Origin of the sequence: Devosia sp. (assembly GCF_965229025.1) — a bacterium.
Taxonomy (GTDB): Bacteria; Pseudomonadota; Alphaproteobacteria; order Rhizobiales; family Devosiaceae; genus Devosia_A.
In genome coordinates, this window is the sequence record NZ_OZ245853.1 from 2,553,002 (window position 1) to 2,576,006 (window position 23,005).

Below are 23,005 nucleotides of genomic sequence, written 5' to 3' on the forward strand. Positions count from 1 at the left end.
CCCCGAAGGGTCATGATCGGGGTGAACGCCCCGGCCGGTTTGGCCATCTGGGCATAAGGAGCGACGAATGCAACTGGTGAAGTTTGATGGCCATGAGGGCACAATTTACGTCAACCCGGTGCATGTTGTCTCGGTCAAGAAAGCGCTGAAGGATACGCGCATCGAGACGCTGGCCAGCGCCTTCACAGTGAAAGAAGCGCCGGAAGTGGTGGCGCGGATGCTGGGGGTTGAGGTGGCGATTGATGTGACGCCGCAGATTGAGATGAAGCGGGGGTAGGGTTTACGGCACTGTCCCTCCCCTAAGAATGGCAGGGCTATCGCTTTTGAAGTGGAAGGCCCCCTCACCCGGCGCTGCGCGCCGACCTCTCCCCCGAAGGGAGAGGTAACGCGGTGGCGTGATCGCGCCCCCAGGAGGGTGAGTAGCCCCTGCGACGCTGCTTGTTCACCGGCTCCGCACACCCCACCCCATCCCTCCCCGTCAAGGGGAGGGTGTCCGAAGGGCCGGGTTGAAAAGTGGGGGGAGGACAGACGACCCCCAGAGAGCGCTCTACACCGTGACAATGGCCTTGATGACGCCGGTGCGGTCGTGGGCCCAGCCGGGCATGTCGGCGGGGACGCGGTCGAGGGTGGTCTGGTGGGTGGCGAGCCGGTCGGTGGGGACTGCGCGCGCGCGGATCGAGGCCATGACGTGCTCGAAATCCTCGCGCGTGGCATTGCGCGAGGCGCGGATGGTGAGTTCGCGGCGGTGCACTTCGGAATCTGGGAAGACCAGATCACCCTTGATGACGCCGACGAGGGTGTAGGTGCCGCCATTTCGCGCGTGAAAGATCGAGGCGTTCATGGCGCGGATGGAGCCGGTGGCATCGAACACTGCATCAAAGCCTGAAGCCTTGGTCGCGGCAAAATCGGCGCCTTCTGTGTCGCCAAGGCTGAAGGTGCGAAAGCCCAGGGCGCGGGTGGCCTCGATCTTGTCTGGCGCGGCATCGACGACGGTGACGTCAGCACCGGCGATCTTTGCGAAATAGGCCACGCCAAGCCCGATGGGGCCTGAGCCGACCACCAGAGCGCGCTGGGCCGACTTGACCTCGGAGCGGCGGACGGCATGGGCGCCGATGGCGAGGAATTCGACCATGGCCGCGTCGCGCAGCGAAATGCCGGTGGCCGGATAAACGTTTATGGCGGGGAGCACGATCTCTTCGGCCATGCCGCCGGCGGTGTGGACGCCGAGCACCTTGAGCGTCTCGCAGCAGTTGAACTTGCCCTCGAGACAGGCCGGGCAATGGCCGCAATGGAGGTAGGGGTTGATGACCACCGGATCGCCCACGGCGAAGGCCGCGCCGTTGGCATCGGTGATGGTGCCGCTCAACTCATGGCCGATGACGCGGGGGTATTCGAAGAAGGGGAAGGTGCCTTCGAAGATATGATAGTCGGTGCCGCAGATGCCGATGTGACGGATGGCGACGCGCACCCAGCCCGGCTGCAACACCGGCGGCGCGATATCGACCAGGGCCAGTTGCTGGGGGGCGGTGCAGGATATGGCGCGCAAGATCGGATCTCCAGTTTGCGGCGGATGGTGATGGCCAGCCACTAACATGTCAGTGACCAAACAGCCAGCGCGGCGCCGGATTTTATCGCCTTCTCTGGCTCGGATTGCCGGGATATGACGGGCGGGATTTGAAGAGGATTGCAGCGTGAACTTTGCGAGCGACAACTGGGCCGGGGCGAGCCCGGAAGTGATGGATGCGGTGATCCGGCACAATCACGGGTTTGCGCCGGCCTATGGCGGGGATCCGCTGAGCCTCGGCGTCGTGCAGCGGTTTTCGGAGCTGTTCGAGCGTGAGGTGGAGGTGTGGTTCACCGCGACAGGAACTGCGGCGAACTCGCTGGGGCTGGCGGGATTGAGCCGGCCGGGCGGCGTGGTGCTGTGCGCGGAAGAGGCGCATGTGATGAGCGACGAGAGCGGCGCCACCGAGTTCCAATCAGGCGGGATGAAGCTGATACCGGTCAAGAGCCCGCTGGGGCGGATGGATCCGGCGGCACTGAGCGCAACGCTGGCGCGGCACCCGGAGGGTGGGCGCAGCGTGCCGGTGGGGCTGAGCCTGACCAACGCGACGGAATGGGGCACGGTTTACCCTGTAGCGCAGGTGACGGAGCTAGCGGCGATCGCGCGGTCGCGTGGCCTGAAGGTGCATATGGATGGAGCCCGGTTTGCCAATGCGGTGGCGGCGCTCGGGGTGAGCCCGGCGGAGATCACCTGGAGGGCGGGGGTGGATTTCCTGAGTTTTGGCGGCACCAAGAATGGCTGCTGGGCAGCCGAGGCGATCGTGGTGTTTTCACCCGGGCTGTTCCAGGACATGGAGGCGCGGCGGCAGCGGGCGGGGCATACGTTCTCGAAGACGCGGTTCGTGGCGGCGCAGTTCGAGGGGTATCTGAGCGAGGGGAACTGGGTGAAGCGGGCGCGGCACGCGAACGCGATGGCGGAGCGGCTACGGGCCGGAATCCGGGCGAGCGCGGTGGCGCGGCTGGGCTGGGAAAGCGACATCAACGAGGTGTTTGCGGTGATCCCCAAGGCAGCACTGGCCCGGCTGAGGGCGGCGGGCGGCGCGGCGCATGAATGGCCGGGGGTCGCGGTGGGTGCCGACGAGGTGCTGGTGCGATTGGTGACCAGCTGGGCGACGACGGAGGCTGAGGTGGAAGGGTTTTTGGGAGTGGTGTGAGGGGAGGCTGGTGGTTGGCCTTCCCCTCACCCGGCGCTGCGCGCCACCCTCTCCCTCAAGGGGAGAGGGACGAAAGGCGGGGACTCGCCACCACTTCCCTCTCCCCTTGAGGGAGAGGGTGCCCGCAGGGCGGGTGAGGGGACGTTACGCCACGACCACCTTCACCAGATTGCCGGCGGGGTCGCGGGATTCGAGGCCTTCGTTGGTGTCGGTATAGGCGGCGTTGATGGCGGTGAGGCGGGTGCGGATGGCGTCGAGGGTGGCGGCATCCGGGACGTTGATGTGGAACCAGCGGAGGCCGGCTGAGCCTTTCGGCGCCTGAGCGGCGTTGGGGCCGGACCAGATGTTGAAGGCGATGGTGTGCGGGGGGTAATCGAGCCCGAGATCGCCCATGCCGAAGCGGCGCATGATGAACAGGCCACCAAAGCCGATGCCGTCGCGGTAGTAGCGCATGGCGAGTTCGAGATCGTTGACATGCAGGTGGATGTGGCCGATGCGGGTGCCGGGCGCCATGCGCGGCTGCAGCACGGGGTTGGGGCCGAGTTCACCGAGCAGGTCGTCGAGATCAATGGCCTCGCGGCCCGAATGGGGCGAACCATCGATAGTGCGGACGTAAAAACCATCCTCGCCATCACCGATGACGCCGCGCCACGGGGTTTCGAAGGTGATTTCGATGCCGTTGGCGTCTTCATCCCAGAGGTAGATGGCCTCGGAAACGAGGTGATCGGTGGGGGAGATGCGGACACGGCGCTGCAGGGCGCGGACGGCCATCTGCGCGAGATCGGCACGCGTCGGGACGTGGATGGCGACGTGATAGAGGCCGAGCGAGCGATCGGGGAAGCGCGACTTGGCGCCGAGCTCAAGGGTGATCAGTTCATTGCCGCCGACGCCGAGGTGCAGTGCGTCGGCATCTTCGGAGATGAGGTCGAGACCGACAACGTCCTGCCAGATGGCGAGGGCCTTGTCGCGGCTGGTGACGGCGATGCGGACGGGGCCGAGCGAGGAGGTGAGCGGCAGGACGGGCGCGGAGCGGACGGCGCGCTGCGATTCGACGGTGATCATGTGGGTTGTCCCAAGGCGTGAATGGTTCTGTTGCCGCCAGATATAAGCGGAAGCCGCCCGTGGCGCCACGGACGGCCTCTGACATGCACTCGATACTAAAATGCAACAATGCGGGCCAGTTTTGCCCGCATTGCGCATTGATCAGGTGGCGACGTTGCGGCGCCGGTATTCACTGGCCAGCCAGACGAGGAGCGCTGCGACGATGACGCCGCCGGCTAGTTGCGGCCAATCGACGGTGGCGAGGAAGCGGCTGACCAGATCGGGCCCGTTGATCTGGAGGTCCGTGAAGATCGATAGCGCCACATCGCTCCGCTGGTCGCCGAAGCTGAAGCGGTTGCGGAGGTAGGTGGCAACATAGCCGCCATCCGGACCGGTGCCGTTAAAGAGCAGGTTTTCGGCAAGGCTGACCAGCGACGGAATGAGGAAGGCGAGCGGGATGGACCAGCGGCGGAACAGGGCGGAGAGGAGGCCCACCCAGGCAAAGAACGGCGCATACCAAAGGAGCGCGAGGACGACATAAACTGCGGCAACCATGGTGACCTGCCCGGCGCTCGACAGGAACAGCAGCGGCGAGGGGACGACCTGGTTGAGGAACAGCGCGCTGAAATAGGTGGCGACGAGGATGAGGGCGCCGGAGATCACCATGGCCACGAAGATCATCGCCGGAAACAGGGTGAGGCCGGCCAGCATCTTGCTCGCGAGGATCTTGAAATCGCTGACCGGCATGGATTTCCAGAACAGCATGGCGTTGTTGCGCCGGTCGGCGCTGAACGCATCGGCGTAGTAAAAGAACAGCGCCGCCATCATGTAGGCGAACCAGAGGCCGGCGACGGCGAGGAAGCCGAACTCGAAGACCTTGACGATGGGAAACAGCATGAACTTCTGCTGCAGCTGGAAGCGGCCGAAGCCGAGCCCCGAGACAAGGACCGCAGCGAGCAGCGCGATGATGAGCGAGGGCGCGAGCAGGAACGCGCCCTTGTGCTCCAGATATTCGCGATGGATGAGGGCAACTAGCGACTTCATTTTGGACCGCGCTGCATGAGGGCGACGAAGAGATCGGAAAGCGTGGGGGTGGAGACGGCACCGAAGGCAGCAAGCCGCTCGCGATCGACGCCATCGAACACCATGGCGGTCTGGCCGAAGCGGGTTTCCGAGTAGATGGGACCAAGCGCGGTCGCTTCAGCCAGCTTGTCGGGGGTGACGAGCACCTGGGCAAACTTGCCGCTGACTGTTTCCATCTGCATGTGGAGGATCAGGTCCCCATCGCGGATGAACATGATGTCCGAGAGCATGAACTCGATCTCATCCACCTGGTGGGTGGTGATGAGCAGCGTGCGTTCTTCCGTCATGTAGTCTTCGAGAAGCCGCCGGTAGAAGCGCTTGCGATAGGTGATATCGAGCCCGAGGGTGGGCTCGTCGAGGACCAGCAGCTTGGCGTCGATCGCCATCACCACGGCGAGGTGGAGCTGCGCGATCATGCCCTTGGACAGGTTCTTGATCCGCGCCTCCATCTTCACATCGGTGCCTTCGAGAAAGCTGCGGGCTTTGTCGGGGCTGAAGTTGGGATGGATGTTGGTGAGGAGTGCGAAGAGTTCGCGGACACGGAGGAAGCGCGGCAGGCTCGCGACATCGGAGATGAAGGCGACGTTCTTCATCAGCTCGGCGCGCTTGGTATAGGGGTCCTCGCCGAGGACACGGATGGTGCCTTCGTAGGAGGTCAGGCCGAGCAGCGCATTGAGCGTCGTAGTCTTGCCGGCACCGTTGTGGCCGACGAGGCCGTAGATGCGGCCGGCGGGGATATCGAAATCAAGACCGTGGAGGATTTCGGTGCGGCCGAAATGCTTCTTGAGGCCGCGCGCCGAGACGATCGGAGCAGTCGTGGGTTGAGCCAGATCATTCATTGGTGCTGCCTTCGCTCATCAGTTTTGCGGGATCGAGTTCAAGCGCCGCCATGCGGGCGCGGATGCGGGGCCACTCGTCGGTCAGAAATTTCTCACGCTCATGGGTGAGTAGCCGCTCGCGCGCTCCCTCCTGCACGAACATGCCCATGCCGCGGCGCGATTCGACGATGCCGAGATCGACCAGAGACTGATAGGCGCGCGTGACGGTGAGCGGATTGACGGAGAGGTCGGCAGAAATCTGGCGCACAGAAGGAAGCGCCTCGCCCTCGCGGGCGGACTTGTTCAGGATCATTTCGGCAATCCTCTCGCCAATCTGCAGGAAGATCGGCTGGGTATCGTTGAATTGGCTCATGCGTGATGCCTTGATAGTGTAGTAGTTATGTAGCACACTATGAAACGGTGTCAACTATCGATCTCGGGGTAGTTCCCATTCGTATTGATCCGCTCTGGCCCGGAAGACAAATGATGCGCTGACTCCAGCGCGGGCATTGCATGGCGGAGGGCAAGGTGGACAAGCAGCTTGAGGTGATCAGGGAATTCATGAAGGCCAACCCGGCGGCCGGCGGACTGATCCTGGGGGGCATCGCCGTATGCGCGGCGGTGGCGATGGTGGCCGCGTTCGGGGTCGATCTCAATTCGGACACGCCGGCCATTCTGAAGCTGCTGGGTTTGGGATTTTTGGTGGCGGTGCTGGGGTATGTGGTGCTGCATCGGGTGCTGATGCCAATCGTCGCCAGTTGCCTCGTGGTGTTTGCTCTCGCCTATGGGGTTACCTTTGCCGCAGCACAGGTCTTTCCGGACAACCCGGTGGTTGTGTGCCTTGCATCATTGAACTGCCGGGCGGCCGCTGATGCCAAGGCTGCCGAACAGCCGGGCAGCGACCAGGCTGTTGCGGAAGTGGCTTCGGCGAGATTTTCCTCTGGTTCACTTTGTGCGTCAGCAATGGGGTTGGATCCCAAGCCATCCTTTCCGTTCGACCCGAAGCCCGCGACACCGATCAGCGAGGCGGCGCTTGGGTTCAGCCAGCAAGTGTTTGTGCAGTTCGCAGGCGCCATTACCCGCGACGCGGTGCGGGAGTTCATGCGCCAGCTGAAAACCGCTGGCTGGAATGTGCAAGGGGTTGAAGGCGGCGGCGAGCGCACGGCAAGCGCCGATGGCCTGTCGGAGGTGCGCTATGCCGCTGCGGACGAGATGGCGGCAATCGCGCTGGTCGATCAGTTGAATGCGTGGAAGGTGATCGGGCGGACCTTCGTGGCCAAGGAGAACAGCGCCATAGTACCGGGGAAGCTAGAAATATGGATGGGGCGGTGAGTTCGCGTGGGGCCGGAGAGGGCTGACCCTACCCCGGCCCTTCCCCCTGAGAATGGGGAGGGTGAAAGAGGGAAGGGCCGCAATGCCTGGACGAGAATTGATGGTTGGAAAGACGGTTTTGGAGTGATCGGTCGGGACGGCCGGGGGCTGACATGTTAGTGGTGATGACAGTTCTCAGCCGGTGTCTGTTACCGGCATTGCCATCTCTTCTCCGGATATTTTCAATTGAGCGAAACAGTTGCGGCGCCTGAGCGCGCTTTGGTGCAGAAGACGACGCTGTCGATCATCCTGGCGGTGTCACTGTGCCACCTGATCAACGACACGATGCAATCGCTGCTGTCGGCGATCTACCCGATCCTCAAGGAGAGCTATGGGCTCGACTTTGTGCAGATTGGGCTGCTGACCTTCACATTTCAGGTAACAGCGTCGCTGCTGCAGCCGATGATCGGGATGTATACCGACAAGCGGCCCCTGCCCTATTCGCTGCCGGTGGGGATGGGATCGAGCCTCATCGGGCTGATCATCCTGGGCTTTGCGCAGAGCTATTGGCTGCTGCTGCTCGGTTCAGCCTTTGTAGGGCTGGGCTCGGCGATCTTTCACCCCGAGAGCTCACGCGTGGCGCGGCTGGCTTCGGGCGGGCGGCACGGGCTGGCGCAATCCCTGTTCCAGGTGGGCGGCAATGTCGGCTCGGCGATCGGGCCGCTGCTCGCGGCGTTCATCGTGTTGCCGCATGGGCAAGGGAGCGTGGCGTGGTTCGGCGTCGGCTCGCTGCTCGGGATATTCATTCTGACGCGCGTCGGCCAGTGGTATGCGGCGCACCGGCGCGCCAATGTGGGCAAGGCGCCCGCCAGCATGGTACTGCCGTTCGACCGGCGGACGACGCTGATCGCATTGGCCGTGCTGACCGTGTTGACGCTGACCAAGAACGCTTACATGGCGGGGCTATCGAGCTACTACACGTTCTTTCTGATCGAGAAATTCCATGTGGCGGTGCAGGACAGCCAGCTGCTGCTGTTTGTGTATCTGGGCGCTTCGGCAGTCGGGGTGTTCATCGGCGGGCCGATCGGGGACCGGTTCGGGGCGAAGTTCGTGATCTGGTTTTCGATCCTCGGGGTGTTGCCCTTCACGCTGGCCCTCCCCTATGCAGACCTCACCTGGACGGTGGTGCTGACGATCATCATCGGGCTGGTGTTCTCGTCGGCGTTCTCGGCCATCGTGGTGTTTGCGCAGGAACTGATGCCGGGCCGGGTGGGGATGATCGCGGGGATCTTCTTCGGCTTTGCCTTCGGCGCCGGCGGCATTGCGGCTGCGGCGCTGGGCGCGCTTGCTGATGCGCATGGCATCGAGTTCGTGTTCCAGATGTGCTCGTTCCTGCCGCTGGCGGGGTTTCTGACGGTGCTGTTGCCTGATTTTGGGCGGCGGATGCGGTAGGGCTTTTGCTGACGGACTAAAAAGGCCCCCTCACCCGGCCTTCGGCCGACCTCTCCCCCAAAGGGAGAGGTCACGCGGCGGGGCGATCGTGCCTAGTACGCTCTAGAGAACCTGCAGCGCTACGGGCTTGCCCAGCGTCAGGGTCTTGCCGTTCGGGGTCAGGGTGCCGTCGGCAGCGACGGTGAAGACCACGAGGAGGTCGTTGCGCTGGTTGGCGACGATCAGGTGGTGATCCAGCAGCAGGAAGAAGCGGGGCCAGTCGCCGCCGCAGGAGATGGTCTGCAACGGGGTCAGGTGGCCATCGGCGCCGATGCGGAACGACGCGATGCTGTTGTGGCCGCGGTTGGAGACGTAGACCACGGTTCCGGCGGCGTTGATCTGGATATGAGCGCCGTAGCTGGTTTCGCTAAAGCCAGCGGGCAGCGTGGTGATGACCTGGAGCGGTGTCAACGTGCCATCCGCCTCGCGCCAGAGCGCGGTGAGCGTGTTGGAATACTCGGTCATCAGGTACGCGAACTTGCCGCCCGGATGGAAGGCGAGGTGGCGCGGGCCGGCGCCCTTGGGCGGGGCATGGGCGACGATGCCGGGGCCGAACTCGCCTTTGGCATAAGGATAGGCGCGGACTTCGTCGTGGCCGAGATCGACGGCGTAGAGCCGATCGCCTTCGGGCGACCACTGCACCCAATGGGCGTGGCCCTTGTCGGACGGCTGGGTGCCGTGGAGCAGCGTGGGATTGGCGCTAAGCGCGCCGCTGGCATCGATGGCGTGCACGGCGACGGCGTCATTGCCGTAGGTGGCGACGGCCACTTGGGTGCGATCGGGGCTTAGCGCGATGTAGCAGGGATAGAGGCCAGCGGCGGGCTGGTAGCCGAGCGGGATCGCGGCGCTGAGATCGGCGGCGAGGGAGAAGCCGCCAGCGCGGGGGCCCATCTCGTCAGTGAGGTAGACGCGGCGCGTGCCTTGGTCGTAGGCGAAGAAGGAGACGTCCGGCGCGCCGGGCAGCGGGTGGGAGAGGCTCAGGGTGCCGGTGGCGGTATCGAAATCGAGGATGTTGAGGCCAGTGGGGGCGCCTTCGGAATAGGAGCCGGAGAGAAGCTTCAGGATGGGCATGATGACACTCGATGTTCGGTTTGCCGCAGTTAGCAGTAAGCAGCGTGGGGTGAGAAGGGGTTATGTGGGGGACGAATAGCTGGAGCAGTCGAACGCCAGGCGAAGGCCCCCTCACCCGGCGCTGCGCGCCGACCTCTCCCCCAAAGGGAGAGGTAATCGGAGGCGGGATCTTGCCACTGCCCACCTCTCCCTTTGGGGGAGAGGTCGGATTGCGGAGCAATCCGGGTGAGGGGGCCTTCCGCTTGAGGAGACCTACCGCGCGCGATCCCAGCCGGTGCGCATGAGGGTGTGGCCGTGCTGGTAGACGTCTTCGTAGCGCGCAAAGAGCGGGCGCCAGATCTTGGTGGCGGCGGCGAGGCCGGGGAGTGCGGCGCCGAAGGCTTCGATGGTCATCCAGCCATCGTAGCCCGATTGTTTGAGCGCATTGAAGACCGACTGGAAATCGATGTGCCCGGCGCCCGGAACGCCGCGGTTGTTCTCCGAGATATGGACATGCGTGATCTGCTTGATGGTCTCAGGGATCACGGCGGTGATCGAGTCTTCCTCGATGTTGAAGTGGAAGGTGTCGTAGAGGTAGCCGTAGTTGGAGGCGCCGACCTGTTTGACCAGATTGGCGGCCTGGGCGGCCGAGTTGAGGAAGTAGCACTCGAAGCGGTTGAGCGGTTCGACGGCGAGTGTGATGCCGAGCGGGGCGGCGTAGTCGGCGGCGGCGCGGTGGACTTCGGCGCAGCGGGCGATCTCATCGACGGTGGGGCCGGCGCCTGAGAATTCGCCGAGCGGCTGGTGGAAGGGCCCGGCCGCGATATCGCCACCGATGGCGGCGGTGCAGTTGATCAGCCATTTGAGATGCTCGAGCGCGGCGGCGCGCTCGGCCTTGTCGGCAGAGATGGCGTTCTTGCCGCCGCCGGGCATGACGCCGATGCCAGTGGACTTGATGCCGGCGGCCGCGAGGCGCTTGCCGAGCTTTTCGTAATGGGCGACGTCCCCCTCGAACATCGGGATCTCGACGCCGTCATAGCCGGTCGCCTGCAGCTTTTCGATGGTGGGCCAATCGGCGTCGGTGACGTGCGAGGTCCAGAGCAGGAGGTTGAAGCCGAGTTTCATGTTGTTGTCCTTTTGTGCAACTGCCCCTCACTCGCGGCGAAGAAGATAAGGCCCCCTCACCCGGCCCTGCGGGCCGACCTCTCCCCCCAGGGAGAGGTGAAGGAAAAGAAAGACCCCTCATCCGGCGCTGCGCGCCACCTTCTCCCCGACGGGGAGAAGAATAGGAAGGCCCCCTCACCCGGCGCTGCGCGCCGACCTCTCCCCTAAGGGAGAGGTAAGAAGGGTCTTTCTCCCCTAGATGTTCACCCACTGGCCGGATTTGCCAGAGGCGATGATGGCGTCGCAGAGGCGGTTGGTGCCCAGCGCTTCGCGGAAGGTGGGGGCGGCGGGTTTGCCGGTTTTGAGGCCTTCGAGGAAATCGGCGACCTGGTGGGTGAAGCTATGCTCGTAGCCGATGATGAGACCGGGCACCCACCATTTGCCGAGATAGGGGTGATCGCCATCGGTGACGAGAATGTTGGTCCAGCCGCGGAGCTGGCCTTCGACCGAGTGATCGAAGAACTGCACGCGGTTGAGATCGTGAAGATCCCAGGCGAGCGAGCCCTTTTCGCCGTTGATTTCGAGCGTATAGGCCGCCTTGTGGCCGCGGGCGTAGCGGGTAGACTCGAAGGTGCCGAGCGAGCCGTTTTCGAAGCGGGTGAGGACGGCGGCGGCGTCATCGATGCCGACCTCCTGCACCTTGCCGGTGTCGGTGTGCTTGCGCTGTTTGACGAAGGTTTCGGTCATGGCGGTGAGGGAGGTGATGCCGCCATTGATCCAGGTGGCGGTATCGAGACAGTGGGCGAGGAGATCGCCGGTAACGCCCGAGCCGGCCGCGCCGACGTCGAGACGCCAGGTGCCGGCGCCGCCCTGGGGGACATCGGGTGAGATGGTCCAATCCTGAAGGAACTTGGCGCGGTAGTGGAAGATTTTCCCGAGCTTACCGGACTCCACGAGGTTCTTGATCAGCATGACGGCGGGGACGCGGCGGTAATTGTACCAGACCATGTTGGCGACGCCGGCCTTTTCGACGGCTTCGACCATGGGCAGGCCCTCGGCCTCGGTGCGGGCGAGCGGCTTTTCGGAGAGCACCATCTTGCCGGCCTTGGCGGCGGCGATGGCGATTTCGGCGTGGAGATCGTTGGGCACGCAGATATCGATGGCGTCGATATCCTTGCGCTCGACCATGTGGTGCCAGTCGGCCTCCTGGCTCTCATAGCCCCATTGCTCGGCGAAGTGGCGGAGCTTGGAGACATTGCGCGCTGCGGCGGCCTTCAGCACCGGGCGATAGCCGGTATCGAAGAAGTGGGAGACGTTGGCCCAGGCATTGGAATGGGCGCGGGCCATGAAGCCATAGCCGACCATGCCGATATTGAGGTTCTTGGTCATTGGTGTGTTCCTTGAATTATCTGCAATGGCGACGCGTGGACAAAGCCCCCCTCATCCGGCGCTTCGCGCCACCTTCTCCCCGACGGGGAGAAGAATAGGGGTGCCTCGATCGCGCCGCAGCGCATCATTCCCGCCAGCCGTGGGCTTCGCGGACTTTGAGCATGGCGCCGAGGACCTTGTTCCAGGTGGCCTGCTGCTCCATGACAGCATTGGGGAACATGCAGCCGTCCCAGCAGATGTGGCGCATCTTTTTGGTCAGGGTGCCCTTGTCGTCGCGGAGCCAGTAGCCGGCGTGCTTGGTGACATCGAGGCGGCCGTTGGGGTCGTCGATCTGGCAGTGGCGGCCGGTCTTTTCGTGGGTGCCAGAGCCGAACGTAGTGCCGTCGTTCTGGGCGACGTGGAAATCGAGCGTCCAGGGGCGGAGCGCATCGGCGACCTTGTGATAGGCGGCATCGAGCGCGGCCTTGTCAGACCACTGGAAATCGGCGGGGAGGATGCGATCCTTTTCGGCGTTGGCGCCGAGGACGAAGAGCATCGAGTGGGCCATATCGGCCTGGTAGCCGACGATTCCCGGCATGCCGACCATTTCGAGCAGCTTGACGTTTTCGCGCCACGAATGCATGCCGCCCCAGCAGATTTCGCCTTCGATGACGATGTACTCGCCGTATTCCTGGGCAATCTTGCCAGCTTCGCGGAAGGTGGCGGCGATCTTTTTGGTGTTGCCCTCGGGATCGGCATCCCAGGCTTCGACGCCAACGGAGCTATCGACGCGGATGCCGCCGGTGGGGCGGATGCCCATGTCGCGCATCTGCTTGCCAATGTTGCAGGCCTTTCGGACCTGGCTGAGGAAGCGCTTGACGTCATCGGCATCGCCCATGGCGGAGCCGCCGCCGGCGCCACCCCAGATGGGGGCGACGAACGAGCCGACCTTGAGGCCATAGCCGGCGATGTGATCGGTCATCTTGCGGACCGCGCCGGCATCGCTGTCGATATCGAAATGCGGGGCGGTGACGAAGAGATCGATACCGTCGAATTTCTGGCCATCGACTTCGGCGTTGGCGGTGAGGCGCAACAGGGTATCGAGCGCGATGATCGGCTCACTGTCCGGCGCGCCCTTACCGACGATGCCGGGCCAGGCGGCGTTATGGAGTTTGGGGTAGTTGTTTGCAGCCATCGTCCCCTCCCAGGGCCTCATTATAATCTACGAATCTCGAGTTCGGGGCACACCCCTCCCCGTCCCTCCCCGTCAAGGGGAGGGTGCCGGCTGGTGGGCGGGCACGATGGTGCCCAAGCCCCGATGGGACACCCTCCCCCTTGCGGGGAGGGATGGGGAGGGGGGAGATGAGCCCGGATGTGGCAACAAGACCCCGCATCGCCACTACGCCGCCTTATGTCTCAAGTTCACGCCGGTCTTGGCGTCAAAGAGCATCACTTTCTCCGGGTTCCAGCCGAAGCGGAGGGGGTCTTCGAGGGACACCTCGACGCGGGCGGGAACGCTGGCGCGGACGAAGTTTTCGCCGACGCGCAGGGTTACGATCTTTTCGATGCCGTGGTTTTCGATGTCGTGGACGCGGCCTTCGACGGGCGCGCCGGATTCGACGCGGACGTCTTCGGGGCGGATGCCGAAGGTGTAGGCGCCTTCGGAAGCGCCCTGCCCGCCGAGCGGCAGCTCGAAGGTTGAGGGCGTGACGACAGCACCGTTGCCGCTGACGCGGCCATTGAGCAGGTTGATGGCGGGCGAGCCGACAAAGCTCGCAACGAACGTGTCGCGCGGGTTGGAGTAGACCTGCTGCGGGGTGCCGACCTGGACGATCTTGCCGCGATTGAGGATGGCGATGCGATCGCCCATGGTCATGGCTTCGACCTGATCGTGGGTGACGAAGATGAAGGTGGCGCCGAGCCGCATCTGGAGGTCTTTGAGCTCGGTGCGGAGCGCCTCGCGGAGCTTGGCATCGAGCGCCGAAAGCGGCTCGTCCATCAGGAACACCTGCGGCTCGCGCACGATGGCGCGACCGATGGAGACGCGCTGCATTTCGCCGCCCGAGAGCCGGTCGGTCTTGCGATCGAGGAGGTGGCCAATGCGGAGGGTCCGCGCGGCGTATTCAATGCGCTTTTCGATCTCGGCGGGCGGCAGGTTCCGAACGCGCGAGCGGAGCGGGAAGGCAAGATTGTCGCGCACGGTCAGGCGCGGATAGAGCGAATATTGCTGCAGCACCAGCGCCACGTCGCGCTCGGCCGGGCCCCAGTCGTTGACGTCCTGCTCGTTGATGTACATGCGCCCGACACTGGGCTTTTCGAGCCCGGCGATCATGCGCAGCGTCGTGGTCTTGCCGGCGCCAGTGGGGCCGAGGAGGACGAAGAACTCGCCATCGGCGATATCGAGATCGAGATCCTCGACGGCAGTGTGCTGGCCGAAGGTCTTGGAGATGTTTTCGAAACGGATACGGGCCATGTCAGTCGCCTAGCCGGATGTCGAGCGAGGCGCCCGACTTGGTGTCGAAGAAGTGGGCCTGGGAGGGTGCGATGCGGGTAAAGACCCGATCACCGACCTTGCCGACATAACCCGAGGTGGTGCGGGCCCGGAGCGTCTTGGTGCCGATGCGGAGATCGACGATGTCGAAGCCGCCATAGGGCTGGATCAGGTGCGCTTCGGCCGCCCGGTAGCCGGGCTGGTCGTCATGGCTGACAAGCACGCCTTCGGGACGGACGCCAAGGGAGAGGTCACCGGTGGCCTTTTTCTGCTCGAGCATGCCGAGCAGTTCGGGCGGCAACTCGAAGCTGGCACTTTCGAGCTCGATGCGGGCTTTGCCATCTGCCTGGCTCACCCTGGTCGGTGCGATGTTCATGACGGGCGAGCCGATGAACTGGGCGACGAAGAGGTTGGCCGGGTGGAGATAGACTTCGGTTGGGGTGCCGACCTGCTGCAGGATGCCATCATTCATGACGACGATGCGATCGGCGAGCGACATGGCCTCGACCTGGTCGTGAGTGACGTAGATCGAGGTGGAGCCGTTCTCAAAGTGGAGGCGCTTCAACTCGACGCGCATGGTTTCACGGAGCTTGGCATCGAGCGAGCCGATGGGCTCGTCGAGGAGCAGGGCCTTGGGGCGGCGCACCAGGGCGCGGCCGATGGCGACGCGCTGCATGTCACCACCCGAAAGGGCCGAGGGGCGCGCGTTGAGGAGGTGCGTGATGCCCAGCGACTTGCCGACCGAGCGCACTGTCGTATCGATGGCGTCGCGGCCAGTGCCGACGGCGCGCAGCGGGAACGCGAGGTTTTCGTAGACGGTGAAGTGGGGATAGAGCGCGTAGTTCTGGAACACGAAGGCGATGTCGCGATCGGCAGCGCGGAGATCCTGGATGGGCTTGCCATCGAGGAGGATATCGCCGGTGTCGATTTCCTCGAGCCCGGCGATGGCGCGCAGCGTCGTGGTCTTGCCGCAGCCCGAGGGACCGAGGAAGACGACGAATTCCTTGTCCTTGACGGTCAGGTTGACGTCGCGAATGACGTGAACCGGGCCGAAATGCTTGTCGACGTGACGGAGTTCTATCTCAGCCATGGGGGCCTCCCTGGCCGAGGTGTTCGTCTTCGATGACGGTCTTTTCAGGCGCCGGAATATGGACGGCGAAGTTGAAGCCGATCAGGCCGATCAGCATGATGGTCACCGAGTAAAGGTGCAGCACTTCGATCCAGGGCTGGCAGAGACAGATGATGCCGAGGACCATCAGCGTCATGGAGCCGGGCTCGAGAAAGCGCTGATTGAAAACGCGAATATTCATTTCCGGATCGCTCCGAAGCTCATGCCGCGCAAGAGATGATTGCGGAGCAGGAAGGTAAAGATGGCAACCGGCAGGAGGAACAGCACGGTGCCGGCGGCAATCACGGTCCAATCCTGCAGGCCCGTGCCGATCTGGCTCGGGATGAAGGGCGGCGCGGTCTGGGCGCGGCGGTTGGTGAGGATCAGGGCGAAGGCATACTCGTTCCAGGCGGCGATGAAGCAGAACACTGCGGTCGCGGCGATGCCGGTCATCGCCTCAGGCAGGACGATCTTGAAGAAGGCCTGCATGCGCGTGTAGCCATCGACCAGCGCGGCTTCCTCGTATTCCTTCGGGATCTCGTCGATGAAGCCCTTCATCACCCAGACCGCAAACGAGACGTTGAACGCGGTGTAGAGGATGATGAGGCCCAGATGGGTGTCGTTGAGCCCCACTGCCCGGTACATCAGGAACATGGGGATGGCGACGACGATGGGCGGCAACATGCGGGTGGAGAGGATGAAGAAGAGCAGATCCGCCTCTCCCTTCACCCTGAAGCGCGAGAAACCATAGGCGGTGATGGTGCCCATCGCGACGGCGAGGACCGTCGAGATGATCGAAATGATCAGCGAGTTGACGAAGCGATCGGGATAGGCGGAGAAAACCACCTGGCCCTTGCCATCGCGCGCCAGCCGCTCGCCACCATCCAGCACCAGCTTTTCCCACCAGGGTGCGGCCTCGTAAATCTCGGGCTTTACTGGTGCCGTGAGTTGCGCGCGCTTGATGAACAGTTTGACGAACGGCGTGATCTGCGGCTCGAAGATGACCGTCGGGGGCACCGAGGTCGACAGGACCAGCGGCTTGAAGGCCGTTGTCGTGATCCAGTAGATCGGCGACAGGAAGACCAGGGTAATCACAATGACAAAGGCAATTGCGATGCGGTTGCCGAGCCGGGCTCCGCTTGTCGAAACGACAGCCATCTCAGCAGGCCTTTCTGTACTTTCCTTCTCCCCTTGTGGGAGAAGGTGGCGCGCAGCGCCGGATGAGGGGTTCGCAACCGCAGGTTGCGCGATCGGAGCGTAGCGACGGGCGATTATGCGGGCGGAGGCCACCCCTCATCCGCCCTTCGGGCACCTTCTCCCACAAGGGGAGAAGGCGATGGAGGCGCCGCGCCGGTGAAAGAGAAGAAGATGCCATCTCAGCGCTCCTTCGCCTTGTTGAGGTATTTGACGTAGATGTTGGTGATGCACAGCACCATGATCAGGATGATGTAGGCGAGGGCCGAAGCGGGTCCCGTCTGCCACTGTGCGAAGGCCATCTTGTAGAGGCGCGAGGAGATCAGTTCGGCCTGCGGCTGGCCGGTCATGACGAAGGCGATGTCGAAGGTCTTGAAGGCCTCCATGGTGCGGAAGATGACGGCGATCATGAGGATCGGCGCGACCAGGGGCAGCGTGATGCGGAAGAAGGTGTAGAGCTTGCCGGCCCGGTCAATCGAGGCTGCCTCATACAGGTGCTTGGGCACGGCGCTGAGGCCCGCAAGCGACAGCAGCATTACGAAGGGCGACCACATCCAGATATCGGTGATGGCGACTGCGTAGAGCGCCAGATTGGTGTCGGTCAGCCACGCGGTTTTGCCGAGGCCAAGCGCGTAGTTGAGGATGCCCCAGGAGGGGTCGTAGATCAGCTTCCAGAACAGCCCCACCACAACCGGCGAGAGCATCATGGGGAGCAGCAGGAGCGTGGTGATGAAGCCCTTGAAGGGGATTGGGCGGTTGAGCAGCAGCGCCATGCCGAAGCCGACGACGAACTGGCCCGCTACCGAGACGATGACGTACCACATGGTCGTCGCAAAGCTGCGCCAGATCACCGGGTCGCCGAGAACGTCGGTATAGTTCTTGAGGCCGACGAAATTGACGGCGTCCTTGCTCGAGGCGCGGAAGTCGGTGAACGAGAAGCCGAGCGAATAGAGCAGCGGAAAAACGTTGAAAATAATCAGAAACGCCACCGTTGGGATGACGAATACATTGCGGATCGTGAGGTCGCTCCACCCGCGCGTTGCGGCGCGCGACTTCTGATCCAGACTAGTCATGAAAGTTGTCGCCAAGGCTGAGCCCCCATTCGAACAGAACGGGGAGGCGATGGCTCGCCTCCCCAGACATCAAGCGCAGGATTATTCGGCTGCGTAGCCGGCAGCCTTGAGGGACTCGACCCAGGTTGCCGTCAGCTTGTCGAGAGCTTCCTTGGCGGTACCGTTGCCGTTCACGACATAGTCGTAAAAGCCCTGCTGGCTCTCATCGAGCAGCTCGGCGTATTGCGGCAGCGCCCAGAAGTCGCGCACCTTGAACATGGTCTCGTAGAAGGCCTTGTTGTACGGCGTGGCGTTCTGGAACTCGTCGGACTTGAGGATCGCCGTGGCGGCGGTATAGCCACCGAGCTCAGCCCACTTCTTCTGGGTCTCGTCCTTGACCAGCCACTCGAGGAACTTCATCGCCTCGTCTTTGTTCTGGCTGTACGAGACCAGCGAGATACCCTGACCGCCCAGAGCCGCGAAGTCATCACCGCGCGGGCCGGGGGGGTTGGCGAAGAAGCCCATGTTCTTGGCCTGGGGATTGGTTGCCTCGTTGAGAAGCGAGGGGAAGAACGCGAAGTAGTTCATACCCATCGCGACCTGGCCCTGGGCCAGCGCCGTGTTCACTTCAACGAAGAACGAATTGCCCCAGCCCGGAGGGCCGTAGGTGAAGAGCTTACGGTAGGCTTCCAGCCCTTCGACGGACTCGGGGGAGTTCAAGAGGCCCGAGACCTTGTAGGTGGCGAAGTCGCCCAAGGAGCCGCCGTAGCCGAACAGGAAGTTCTCAACGCCCATGGTGAGTGCATCGCCCGAGCTCTGCGAGTAGATGGCAGCGCCGTAGCGGTTTTCGGTGGGACGATTGAAGAACTCGGCAATGTCGACGAGGTTGGCGAGCGTCTTTGGAACGCCCAGGTCGTAACCGTATTTGGCCTTGAAGTTGGCCATTTCGGTCGGATCCTCGAACCAGTCCTTGCGGTAGGCCCAGCCGACGGCGTCGCCTTCGAGCGGTACCGACCAGTAGTGACCTGAACTGCCCGGATATTCCGAGTAGTACTTCATGGTCGCAGGAGCCATGGTTTCAGTCAGGTTGTGCGCCTTGACGAAATCGGTGAGCTCCACGTAGTGGCCGCCTGTCGAAGCCGCACCAAGCCACTGGCTGTCGCCAACGACGAGATCGTAAGCGGACCCCTGAGCGTTGAACTCGGTGAAGGCCTTGGTCTGGAAGTCTGGCCACGGGGTGGTTTCGACCGTGACCTTGACGCCGGTCTCGGCTTCGTACTGGTTCACCAGTTCCTGCAGGTAGTTGGCCGGATCCCATTCGGCCCAGAGAATAGTCAGTTCGGTCGCGAACGCAGACGTTCCCGACATCAGCAGCAGGCTCAAACCGGCCAGCATGCCCTTGGTTGCAGTGCGCATTGTGGTCCTCCCTCTAGCGCTCATAACAACGGCTGACGCGTTTGACGCGCCTCGCCGAAGCCCCTCCTCCGTGCCGGGGGCATGCAGCAGCTCCCGAAACCCAGCGGCCGGAACGGCCGATGTGATCGCGATCGCATTTCAAAGCAGCGGATCGGGACGACCAGGTCCCGGATCGTTCTGGCTGGATGGGCACCCGTTCCCTCTGGGTCCCAACGCAGTTCAGAACATGGCGCCCCTCAGCGCCCGCCGCATGTGATCTTCCTCCTCGACCTCATGCTTGTTGCCTAAAGTTCAACGGTTTTTTCCCTGTCGTCAAGCTAACATGCTAGCATTTTTCGTGACGACGTAGTCAACACTGCGAACGTTTCGGCAATTCAGTCTAAACACCGGCCTCCGCGATGGCGGTGCGTACCAGAGCACCGGCCGTCCAGGCGGCAATATCCTGTGTTTCCTCGAATTCGAGGCCCCACATATCCTTGAGAACAAGCAGAAGTTCCAGGCCGTAGACCAAGGACAGTGACTTGGCGAGGCGCTGGAATTGAAACTCGGTCAGCGTGTGTTTGAGCGGCGCGATGGCCTTCTGCAGCATTTCTACGCGATGGCCGCGCTTGAATGGCGGCTCGTCTCCAAACGTGCCGGCCTGGCGCTCGGCCCATTGTTCGAGCGAGAGTTTGAGAGCCGCCTTGAAGGTCGCCTCGAACTCAAGAATGCGCGGCATCGAGGTCTTGAGCAGGTCCTGCACGCGCACTTCGGCGTCGTTGCTATCGGAATGCCACTCGAGAATGGGGCCGAGGCCGGCATCGACGACGGCGTGGACCAGCGCGGCCTGGCTCGGGAAATAGCGGTAGGCGGTGGCGCGAGACACCTGCGCGGCCTCGGCGACGTCGCTGATCGAGGGCGTCTGGCCCTTCTGCATCAGGGCGATCGCGGTATCGAGCATGAGCTTTCTGGTGCGGGCCCGTGGGCCGCGCAACTCGGTCTGCTCAAGACTGTCGTCTACTGGTGAGACTTGCATATCGAAATGATACGCACATCTCAAAATGCTTTGCAATGGCGGCGACGCTCTGCCTATAAGGTGAGCACGAGAGCGCGGACGGGCGGCAGAAACTGCTGCCTGAGGAGGCGAACCGCGCCAGGGGACCATCGCTGTGAAGCGTATATTCGTGGTGGGTACCGCCGATACAAAAGGCGAGGAACTGGCGTTTCTGGCAGGCCAGATCCGGGCGCTTGGCGCTGACCCGCTGGTGGTCGACGTGGGTACACGCGCCGCCACTATCACACCGGATATCAGCGCGAGCGACGTCGCGGCTTTTGGTGCACCAGGGCTTCTCGACGGGGATGACCGCGGGGTTGCAGTGGCGGGAATGGCCAAGGCGTTTGCCGCATTCACCTCAAGCCGAAGCGACATTGCCGGGATGATCGGGATTGGCGGCGGCGGTGGAACGTCGATCGTTACCGCAGGTATGCGGACATTGCCGATCGGGCTGCCCAAGCTGATGGTGTCAACGCTCGCTTCGGGCGACGTGGCGCCTTATGTGGGCGTCTCCGACATCGTGATGATGCCCTCGATCACCGATCTCGCGGGGCTCAACCGGATCAGCCGGGTGGTGCTTTCGAACGCGGCGCAGGCGATTGTGGCGATGAGCGCCAATCCGCCGGTGGTGGCGGGGAGCAAGCCGGCGGTGGGGCTCACGATGTTCGGGGTGACGACGACGGCGGTGACGCAGATCGTCGAGCGTCTTGGCGCGGACGTGGAGCCGGTGGTGTTCCACGCCACGGGCACTGGCGGGCGGACGATGGAGACGCTGGTCGATTCCGGGCTTTTGGCCGGCGTGCTTGATATCACGACGACCGAGATCGCGGATTACCTCTTTGGCGGCGTGCTGCCGGCTGGGGCCGACCGGCTCGACTGTATTGCGCGCACCAAGGTGCCGTATGTGGGCTCGGTAGGCGCCTGCGACATGATCAATTTCTGGGCCCGGGACACGGTGCCGGAGCGCTATGCGGCAAGGCTGTTCTACCAGCACAATGCCAATGTGACGCTGATGCGGACGACGGCAGAAGAGAACCATGCGATCGGGGAATGGATCGGCGGCAAGCTCAACCTGTGTGACGGGCCGGTGCGGTTGCTGATCCCCGAGGGTGGGGTGTCAGCGCTTGATGCCCCCGGCGGCTTGTTCCGGGATGAGGCGGCCGATGCGGCGCTGTTTGCGGCGCTGGAGCGAACCATCGAGCAGACGCCGAGGCGCCGGATCATCCGGGTGCCGCACCACATCAACGATCCGGCTTTCGCCGATGCTGCGGTTGCGGCGTTTCGCGAAATCGCCGGCGATCTTTTCCATCACTAGACGTTCAGGAACGAGAAAAATGGCCGCTATCGCCCGCGCCGACATCCTCAAGAAATTCCAGTCCATGGTGGCGCGTGGCGTGCCCATCGTCGGTGGCGGGGCGGGCACCGGGATTTCGGCGAAATCGGAAGAAGCCGGCGGGATCGACCTGATCATCATCTACAATTCGGGGCGCTATCGCATGGCCGGGCGCGGATCGGCGGCAGGGCTGCTGGCCTATGGCAATGCCAACGAGATCGTCAAGGAAATGGCGGTCGAAGTGCTGCCGGTGGTCAAGCATACGCCGGTGCTGGCGGGGGTGAACGGAACCGACCCATTTGTGCTGATGCCGCAGTTTCTCGCCGAGCTGAAGGCGATGGGGTTTTCAGGGGTGCAGAATTTCCCCACTATCGGGCTCTTCGACGGGGTGATGCGGGTGAGCTTTGAAGAGACCGGCATGGGCTATGGCCTCGAGGTCGACATGATCGCCGAGGCGCACAAACTCGACCTCCTCACCACGCCCTATGTGTTCAACCCGGACGAAGCGGTGGCGATGACCAAGGCGGGCGCCGATATCATCGTGGCGCATATGGGGGTGACGACCGGCGGGGCGATTGGCGCCAAGGCGGCGAAGACGCTGGAAATGTGCGCGGGCGAGATCGAGGCGATCGCGGCGGCTGCACGCGGGGTGCGCAAGGACGTGATCGTCCTCTGCCACGGCGGGCCGATTGCGATGCCGGAGGACGCGAAGTTCATTCTCGACCGCGTGCAGGGATGCCACGGATTTTACGGCGCGAGCTCGATGGAGCGGCTGCCGGTGGAAGTGGCGATCAAGGCGCAGGTTGAGGGGTTCAAGGGGTTGAAGACGGGAGTGTGAGGGGGGCGTTGCAGTTTGACGGACCCCTCACCCGGCCGCTGCGCGGCCACCCTCTCCCCAGAGGGGCGAGGGGACTTGAGAGATTTGGGCTGAGGAGGACACCAGATGGCTGAGAAGAATTTTGTCTATCCGAAGGACGTTCAGGCGTTCGGGTTTGACTGGGGGAAACTGTCGCTGACGGTGGCGCCGGAGGTAAATGGGGCGACGAAGTTTTCGGGTGGCGTGGTGGACCTGCCCAGTGGACAGGGGCATACGCGGCACAACCATCCGGGGGCCGAAGAGATCATTTTCGTAATCTCGGGTGAAGGCGAGCAGATGGTGGAGACGCCGGACGGGGTGCCGGTAGTGCAACAGGTCGGGCCGGGCTGCACGGTGTTTGTGCCGGAGAGCCGGTTTCATTCGACGCTCAATACCGGCAAGAGACCGATGCAGTTGTTCGTAGTCTATTCACCAGCGGGACCGGAAACGGTACTGCGCGAACTTCCTGATTTCCGCTTGCTGCCCAAAGGGCTATAGCGAGGCAACGCCCCCTTTTCCTGCGCTGTGTCTGGCACTAG

General features: G+C 63.5%; 23 protein-coding genes. 7 read left to right on the forward strand and 16 right to left on the reverse strand.

Annotation, left to right across the window (positions count from 1 at the left end):
- The first annotated feature begins 67 nt into the window (after positions 1-67).
- Positions 68-277: a hypothetical protein gene (locus ACO06J_RS12475; RefSeq protein WP_421761039.1), complete on the forward strand. Its 210-nt coding sequence runs from the start codon at positions 68-70 to the stop codon at positions 275-277.
- Between the two features lie 270 nt (positions 278-547).
- Here ACO06J_RS12475 and ACO06J_RS12480 read toward each other — a convergent pair whose 3' ends face one another.
- The gene (locus ACO06J_RS12480) at positions 548-1,546 is read right to left on the reverse strand and encodes a zinc-binding alcohol dehydrogenase family protein (RefSeq protein WP_421761040.1); all 999 of its coding nucleotides are present in this window, start codon (positions 1,544-1,546) and stop codon (positions 548-550) included.
- 145 nt (positions 1,547-1,691) lie between these two features.
- On the opposite strand from ACO06J_RS12480, the gene ACO06J_RS12485 reads away from it, so the two are divergent.
- Positions 1,692-2,717, forward strand: coding sequence for a threonine aldolase family protein (locus tag ACO06J_RS12485; protein WP_421761041.1), 1,026 nt, complete (start codon positions 1,692-1,694; stop codon positions 2,715-2,717).
- A 144-nt stretch (positions 2,718-2,861) separates the two neighbouring features.
- On the opposite strand, the gene ACO06J_RS12490 is transcribed toward ACO06J_RS12485, so the two are convergent.
- From ACO06J_RS12490 to ACO06J_RS12505, 4 genes are all read right to left on the reverse strand, one after another.
- Positions 2,862-3,779 (reverse strand): catechol 1,2-dioxygenase, encoded by a 918-nt coding sequence (locus ACO06J_RS12490; protein WP_421761042.1) that lies wholly within the window; start codon positions 3,777-3,779, stop codon positions 2,862-2,864.
- Positions 3,780-3,920: 141 nt separating this feature from the next.
- Complete coding sequence (locus ACO06J_RS12495) at positions 3,921-4,802, reverse strand: hypothetical protein (protein ID WP_421761043.1); 882 nt, start codon at positions 4,800-4,802, stop codon at positions 3,921-3,923.
- On the reverse strand, positions 4,799-5,680 hold the full coding sequence (locus ACO06J_RS12500; RefSeq protein ID WP_421761044.1) for an ABC transporter ATP-binding protein: 882 nt from the start codon (positions 5,678-5,680) through the stop codon (positions 4,799-4,801). Before ACO06J_RS12500 ends, ACO06J_RS12495 begins: the two co-directional genes overlap by 4 nt.
- Positions 5,673-6,032, reverse strand: a complete 360-nt coding sequence (locus ACO06J_RS12505; RefSeq protein WP_421761045.1) for a GntR family transcriptional regulator — start codon at positions 6,030-6,032, stop codon at positions 5,673-5,675. The genes ACO06J_RS12500 and ACO06J_RS12505 overlap by 8 nt, the downstream gene beginning before the upstream one ends.
- Positions 6,033-6,187: 155 nt before the next feature.
- Between ACO06J_RS12505 and ACO06J_RS12510 the strand changes: the two genes are divergently transcribed.
- Positions 6,188-6,991: a hypothetical protein gene (locus tag ACO06J_RS12510; protein ID WP_421761046.1), complete on the forward strand. Its 804-nt coding sequence runs from the start codon at positions 6,188-6,190 to the stop codon at positions 6,989-6,991.
- Between the two features lie 225 nt (positions 6,992-7,216).
- A complete protein-coding gene (locus ACO06J_RS12515; RefSeq protein ID WP_421761047.1) occupies positions 7,217-8,422 on the forward strand; it encodes an MFS transporter in 1,206 nt (401 codons plus the stop codon).
- A 102-nt stretch (positions 8,423-8,524) separates the two neighbouring features.
- On the opposite strand, the gene ACO06J_RS12520 is transcribed toward ACO06J_RS12515, so the two are convergent.
- The 11 genes from ACO06J_RS12520 to ACO06J_RS12570 form a co-directional block, all read right to left on the reverse strand.
- A complete protein-coding gene (locus ACO06J_RS12520) occupies positions 8,525-9,532 on the reverse strand; it encodes a lactonase family protein (RefSeq protein ID WP_421761048.1) in 1,008 nt (335 codons plus the stop codon).
- A 252-nt stretch (positions 9,533-9,784) separates the two neighbouring features.
- A complete protein-coding gene (locus tag ACO06J_RS12525; protein ID WP_421761049.1) occupies positions 9,785-10,636 on the reverse strand; it encodes a sugar phosphate isomerase/epimerase family protein in 852 nt (283 codons plus the stop codon).
- Positions 10,637-10,870: 234 nt separating this feature from the next.
- On the reverse strand, positions 10,871-12,004 hold the full coding sequence (locus ACO06J_RS12530) for a Gfo/Idh/MocA family protein (protein WP_421761050.1): 1,134 nt from the start codon (positions 12,002-12,004) through the stop codon (positions 10,871-10,873).
- A gap of 124 nt (positions 12,005-12,128) precedes the next feature.
- Positions 12,129-13,178: a TIM barrel protein gene (locus ACO06J_RS12535; RefSeq protein ID WP_421761051.1), complete on the reverse strand. Its 1,050-nt coding sequence runs from the start codon at positions 13,176-13,178 to the stop codon at positions 12,129-12,131.
- A gap of 204 nt (positions 13,179-13,382) precedes the next feature.
- On the reverse strand, positions 13,383-14,456 hold the full coding sequence (locus ACO06J_RS12540) for an ABC transporter ATP-binding protein (RefSeq protein WP_421761052.1): 1,074 nt from the start codon (positions 14,454-14,456) through the stop codon (positions 13,383-13,385).
- Between the two features lies 1 nt (position 14,457).
- Positions 14,458-15,564 (reverse strand): ABC transporter ATP-binding protein, encoded by a 1,107-nt coding sequence (locus ACO06J_RS12545; RefSeq protein ID WP_421761053.1) that lies wholly within the window; start codon positions 15,562-15,564, stop codon positions 14,458-14,460.
- On the reverse strand, positions 15,557-15,784 hold the full coding sequence (locus ACO06J_RS12550) for a hypothetical protein (protein ID WP_421761054.1): 228 nt from the start codon (positions 15,782-15,784) through the stop codon (positions 15,557-15,559). Before ACO06J_RS12550 ends, ACO06J_RS12545 begins: the two co-directional genes overlap by 8 nt.
- The gene (locus tag ACO06J_RS12555) at positions 15,781-16,740 is read right to left on the reverse strand and encodes a carbohydrate ABC transporter permease (protein WP_421761055.1); all 960 of its coding nucleotides are present in this window, start codon (positions 16,738-16,740) and stop codon (positions 15,781-15,783) included. The genes ACO06J_RS12550 and ACO06J_RS12555 overlap by 4 nt, the downstream gene beginning before the upstream one ends.
- A gap of 218 nt (positions 16,741-16,958) precedes the next feature.
- Positions 16,959-17,864, reverse strand: a complete 906-nt coding sequence (locus ACO06J_RS12560) for a carbohydrate ABC transporter permease (RefSeq protein WP_421761056.1) — start codon at positions 17,862-17,864, stop codon at positions 16,959-16,961.
- 66 nt (positions 17,865-17,930) lie between these two features.
- Positions 17,931-19,244, reverse strand: a complete 1,314-nt coding sequence (locus tag ACO06J_RS12565) for an ABC transporter substrate-binding protein (protein WP_421761057.1) — start codon at positions 19,242-19,244, stop codon at positions 17,931-17,933.
- 379 nt (positions 19,245-19,623) lie between these two features.
- A complete protein-coding gene (locus ACO06J_RS12570; RefSeq protein ID WP_421761058.1) occupies positions 19,624-20,259 on the reverse strand; it encodes a TetR/AcrR family transcriptional regulator in 636 nt (211 codons plus the stop codon).
- Between the two features lie 133 nt (positions 20,260-20,392).
- Between ACO06J_RS12570 and ACO06J_RS12575 the strand changes: the two genes are divergently transcribed.
- The 3 genes from ACO06J_RS12575 (at position 20,393) to ACO06J_RS12585 (ending at position 22,964) form a co-directional block, all read left to right on the forward strand.
- The gene (locus tag ACO06J_RS12575; RefSeq protein ID WP_421761059.1) at positions 20,393-21,592 is read left to right on the forward strand and encodes a Tm-1-like ATP-binding domain-containing protein; all 1,200 of its coding nucleotides are present in this window, start codon (positions 20,393-20,395) and stop codon (positions 21,590-21,592) included.
- A gap of 19 nt (positions 21,593-21,611) precedes the next feature.
- On the forward strand, positions 21,612-22,448 hold the full coding sequence (locus ACO06J_RS12580) for a phosphoenolpyruvate hydrolase family protein (protein ID WP_421761060.1): 837 nt from the start codon (positions 21,612-21,614) through the stop codon (positions 22,446-22,448).
- Positions 22,449-22,553: 105 nt separating this feature from the next.
- On the forward strand, positions 22,554-22,964 hold the full coding sequence (locus ACO06J_RS12585; protein WP_421761061.1) for a cupin domain-containing protein: 411 nt from the start codon (positions 22,554-22,556) through the stop codon (positions 22,962-22,964).
- The last annotated feature ends 41 nt before the right edge of the window (positions 22,965-23,005 follow it).

Excerpts from the sequence above, each read along its gene's own strand:
- ACO06J_RS12475 (WP_421761039.1), top strand. The coding sequence starts at position 68 with ATGCAACTGGTGAAGTTTGATGGCCATGAGGGCACAATTTACGTCAAC.
- ACO06J_RS12490 (WP_421761042.1), bottom strand. The coding sequence starts at position 3,779 with ATGATCACCGTCGAATCGCAGCGCGCCGTCCGCTCCGCGCCCGTCCTG.
- ACO06J_RS12495 (WP_421761043.1), bottom strand. The coding sequence starts at position 4,802 with ATGAAGTCGCTAGTTGCCCTCATCCATCGCGAATATCTGGAGCACAAG.
- ACO06J_RS12500 (WP_421761044.1), bottom strand. The coding sequence starts at position 5,680 with ATGAATGATCTGGCTCAACCCACGACTGCTCCGATCGTCTCGGCGCGC.
- ACO06J_RS12505 (WP_421761045.1), bottom strand. The coding sequence starts at position 6,032 with ATGAGCCAATTCAACGATACCCAGCCGATCTTCCTGCAGATTGGCGAG.
- ACO06J_RS12520 (WP_421761048.1), bottom strand. The coding sequence starts at position 9,532 with ATGCCCATCCTGAAGCTTCTCTCCGGCTCCTATTCCGAAGGCGCCCCC.
- ACO06J_RS12525 (WP_421761049.1), bottom strand. The coding sequence starts at position 10,636 with ATGAAACTCGGCTTCAACCTCCTGCTCTGGACCTCGCACGTCACCGAC.
- ACO06J_RS12530 (WP_421761050.1), bottom strand. The coding sequence starts at position 12,004 with ATGACCAAGAACCTCAATATCGGCATGGTCGGCTATGGCTTCATGGCC.
- ACO06J_RS12535 (WP_421761051.1), bottom strand. The coding sequence starts at position 13,178 with ATGGCTGCAAACAACTACCCCAAACTCCATAACGCCGCCTGGCCCGGC.
- ACO06J_RS12540 (WP_421761052.1), bottom strand. The coding sequence starts at position 14,456 with ATGGCCCGTATCCGTTTCGAAAACATCTCCAAGACCTTCGGCCAGCAC.
- ACO06J_RS12545 (WP_421761053.1), bottom strand. The coding sequence starts at position 15,564 with ATGGCTGAGATAGAACTCCGTCACGTCGACAAGCATTTCGGCCCGGTT.
- ACO06J_RS12550 (WP_421761054.1), bottom strand. The coding sequence starts at position 15,784 with ATGAATATTCGCGTTTTCAATCAGCGCTTTCTCGAGCCCGGCTCCATG.
- ACO06J_RS12555 (WP_421761055.1), bottom strand. The coding sequence starts at position 16,740 with ATGGCTGTCGTTTCGACAAGCGGAGCCCGGCTCGGCAACCGCATCGCA.
- ACO06J_RS12565 (WP_421761057.1), bottom strand. The coding sequence starts at position 19,244 with ATGCGCACTGCAACCAAGGGCATGCTGGCCGGTTTGAGCCTGCTGCTG.
- ACO06J_RS12570 (WP_421761058.1), bottom strand. The coding sequence starts at position 20,259 with ATGCAAGTCTCACCAGTAGACGACAGTCTTGAGCAGACCGAGTTGCGC.
- ACO06J_RS12580 (WP_421761060.1), top strand. The coding sequence starts at position 21,612 with ATGGCCGCTATCGCCCGCGCCGACATCCTCAAGAAATTCCAGTCCATG.
- ACO06J_RS12585 (WP_421761061.1), top strand. The coding sequence starts at position 22,554 with ATGGCTGAGAAGAATTTTGTCTATCCGAAGGACGTTCAGGCGTTCGGG.